Here is a 3,974-nt window from a genome sequence, read left to right on the forward strand (position 1 = left end):
CAGAAAGCAAACATCGCCAAAGTATACTGAATCAAAAATTGTAAGGCAAGCGCACAAAAACTCGCGATCGCAAACAAGCCCAACGTACCCAAACTAGGCACCCAAAAAGCACTAGGATATAACAAGAAAAATAAAGCAACCAATCCAAAAATAAACGGTAATCTCGCAAAGCGTTCGCCAATATGCGACCAAATATGATGCCAGACCGGATCTAATGGTTGTAACAAGCGAAATGATAGCTTACCATCGACAATCTCCCGCTCGAAGTCCCAGATTACCCAGACAACAGTAAGCTGTCTAACTAGATAAACTGCCAGAAAATAGCGCGCAAAGTCGATCGAAGATAAACCAAAGTCCCCCTGCTGGGCGGCTTGCGTCCACACTCCCATCAGAATGAACGGTAATGACCCAGAAAGTGCCCACAATAGCAATTCCGCCCGATATTCCAACATATAGGCGTAGTAGGTCACTAAGAGCGATCGAGAGACTTTAAATAATCTTTTCATAACTCTAATTATAAGTTTCCAGACGATCGAGTCCCCATGCGAGATGGAGACAATATTATCAACGCAATGTTCATCGAGTATGTGAACGTTTCCAGACGATCGATCTCAACAAGAGGGAGACAAAATACAACTAAAATATCGATCGTAGATCCAGGACAAAACCAGGTAGCACATCCTCACCATTTAGGCTGCTTGGAGCCTCCAAAATCTCTACATCTCGCCCCAAACGGTAAATTTCCACCTGTTGCTTTTGCGGATTCTCTTTCAGAGAGGCTTCGCCAACGATCAGCCAGCCTAAGCGCACTCCATTTTCTCTATACTCCTCCATTTTTTCCCGCAACTTGGGCATCCTGTCCGTGTCAGAGCGTAGTTCTATGACAAAATCGGGAGCTAGAGGAACGAATTTCTGACGCTGTTCGGGCGTTAAAGCCGACCATCGGGATAGCTCCACCCAAGCAGCATCGGGGCATCGCTCTGCACCGTTGGGTAAGATAAAAGCACCAGAAGAACTAAAAGTTTCTCCTAACCCAGTTTGTTCGCTCCAATTGGTCAGTCGAGTAATGAGCTTTGATTCTGCTCTGCTACTTTCTCCCCCAATTGGTGCCACGATTTCTAATTCTCCATTCTTGTTTAGCTCTAGAGATTTGTCTGGGTTGTTCTGACAAAGTTGCTCGAACTGCTCGTGAGTTAAGTGAAGAATAATACCGCCCACATCTAGCAGCGTTGATGTCTGGATTTCTGGACTATTATCTAAGAGTTGCATAGTAAGGAATCCTAATACAATTACAAGTCGCCATCGCGCTCTAGTTTTTCTCTATTTGAAGTTTCCATGCGATTGAGTCCCACAACAAGAGGGAGACGGATTGTGGATTCATACTGAGGAAAGGATGCTAGCACGTTTCCAGACGATCGAGTCCCCCAACAAGAGGGAGACCATCAATCTTCATCTCCATGATTACATGTATCCTTTTCATGCGATCGAGTCCCCCAACGAGAGGGAGATACAGACAGGTCTTGCACCAGCGACGATTAATAACAGTTTCCATGCGCTCGAGTCCCCCAACAAGAGGGAGACAGCGATCTCCCACATCGCCGGATCTGGTTCGATGTGTTTCCATGCGATTGAGTCCCCCAACGAGAGGGAGACCCACATGGGTTGCTGTGTAGATGGCGAGCTTCAAGTTTTCCTCACCCCGCCCTCGCCGCTGGCTCTGGCTCCCCTCTGTCTTGATTCGCTGCTTGGTGCGCTAAACCCTCGGGGAACCCGAGGAGCGCGCATCCGCAAACCGTCGGGGAACCCGACGAGCGCGAATCGCTCCCAAGTTTGGGAGCGGCGTTTTTATTCGGGGGTTCCCCCCGAATAAAAAAGCGGATTGATTTTCGGTCGGGTTTCCCGACCATGAAAATCAACCAAGCAACGACAAGACAGAGGGGTTGGGGGTGAGGGCAAGATCTCTGCTTCATACCCCAATTCAGCAATGCCCACCTTTAGGTCGATGCCGATTCGCCCGATCGAGTCTACCTGCGATCGCTAAAAATAGGCGTTTACTCTCTACTGGGGTAAACGCCTATTTCTGCCTTGTTAAAATCCTAGACGAACTGAATATTACCTTGAGTATTTAACAAAGTTGCCAGTAAATCGCCGCCTGCAAAAACTTGGGTATCCAATCCAGACAATTGGGTAGTAATCGAGTCGGTTTTCTTCGCAGTGGCACCAAGACTAATCGAATCGTTAGCTTTAAAATTCCACACTGTTGCGGCACCCTCGCCTTTATCTAAGATCAGTAGATTGGTACCACTGCCGATGTGGACAACATCATTGCCAATTCCCGCACTGATGACATCATCGCCCTGACCAGCATAGATGGTATCATTTCCAGCACCCGTGTAGATGTAATCGCGATCGTCGCTAGCATAAATACTATTGTTACCGTCACCAGTCATGACGATATTTTTCCCGCTACCAGTGTAGAGGGTATTATTCCCATTACCCAGAATGGACAGATTGCGATCTGTACCACCATAGATAGTATTGTTACCATCGCCAGCTATGAAAATACCGATCCCGTTTTTGCCATACATGGTGTTGTTACCGTCGCCGAGATGGAAAAGATTTGCTCCCTCACCACCATAAGCACTATTATTGCCATCTGCTGCTACAAAAACGCCATCGCCCTTGCCGCCATAAATGTTATTGTTGCCTTTACCTGCTTCAAAAAAGCTCGATTCTGCGGTGCTATAAAGGACATCATCGCCATCGCCACCGAAGATCGCGGGATCTTGTGTCAGCAACTTGTCAGCGATCTGTTTAAAATCAGAAATCTGTGCATCTTTGGGCAATAGCGGCTGTGAACTATCCCAGCGGATGTGGCCAAAGACGCCATCGGCGGCATTATTAGGCCCTGCGGCATAGTAGAGCGAATCGGTATCGCCTAAGCTTGCACCATTACCAAACAGCATTCCCCAGATCCCGTCCGCAACAAGTGCTTTACCTGTATCATCGCGGAGATAATCGATCGCGGTGTGGGTGTTGGGATCGAATGCGACAACGGTACCACTATTAAAATTTCCGACTAGGAGCGTATTGGATAATCCGCCAAAATTATCTGGTGCGTAAGCCACTCCATAACCTGCCTGGAGCAAGCCACCATCGTCCCAGACCCGAATGAGATTGCCCTCAGTATCAAACTCGGCAAGTTTACTAGCTGGTGGCGGAGCGCCTGGTGGTGCTGGTGCCGCAAAAAACACTGATGATGGGGGAGGAGCTTCTCGTACTGTGGCATAGGTGACAAACACTGATTCTTTGCCGTCCTTGTTGGTCAAGGTTTGGACATTAAATGGTGCGAATTCGCCTAGTTGCAGACCATCCCCACCGTCAAAGGGGTTGATGAATCGGTTGGCGGTGACGTCCTTGAAGTTGCCATCGAAGACTTGAATGCGGTGATTGTCACTCACGTCAGCGGCATAGAGATAGTTGCCAGCTTTGTCCGTGGCAACGCCAAAGTAAATGCTATTGTATTCGCCTTTAGCTTCGGCATTGCCGTCGATGACTGTAATAGACTCAGTGGGCCAATCAAATGTACCATCTGCCTTTTTCCGCTCTGTCCAGGCGGAAATTGTCCCATTAATTGAAGCAAAGAAAAACTTTGCTGGTGCGGTAATCGGGCCATTTGGAGCGTCTTGAGTAATGACAAAATTAGTCGATTGGTTGAATGCAGTCCCGGTGGGACTGCCTTGGGCACCATCGGGGCCAGCGGGGACTGTCATTTCGCCGATCTCGTCTTGAAACAAGGGACTACCATTGACATCGCCGACATACTGGTAGGAGATACCCGAGCCATTCCCGATTACCCAAAAATGCCCGCCGACACCTGACGGACGGTGGGCAAGACCCCAACCATGAGTGAATGTAGGCTCCAGAATCTGGGGATTGTATTCTGCTTTGTTGGCAACTAAGGTAGTCTGACC

The 3,974-nt window shown here is 48.5% G+C and carries 2 protein-coding genes and 1 pseudogene; all 3 read right to left on the reverse strand.

From position 1 onward, the window contains the following. A pseudogene (locus RMO35_RS05245) lies at window positions 1-506 on the reverse strand (multidrug ABC transporter permease); the annotation flags it as partial. Between the two features lie 130 nt (window positions 507-636). Next, window positions 637-1,269, reverse strand: a complete 633-nt coding sequence (locus RMO35_RS05250) for a Uma2 family endonuclease (protein ID WP_309739076.1) — start codon at window positions 1,267-1,269, stop codon at window positions 637-639. An 827-nt stretch (window positions 1,270-2,096) separates the two neighbouring features. Next, on the reverse strand, window positions 2,097-3,974 hold a 1,878-nt coding region (locus RMO35_RS05255), incomplete at its 5' end, for a TIGR03118 family protein (RefSeq protein ID WP_309739077.1).

The organism is Chamaesiphon sp. OTE_20_metabat_361, assembly GCF_031364565.1.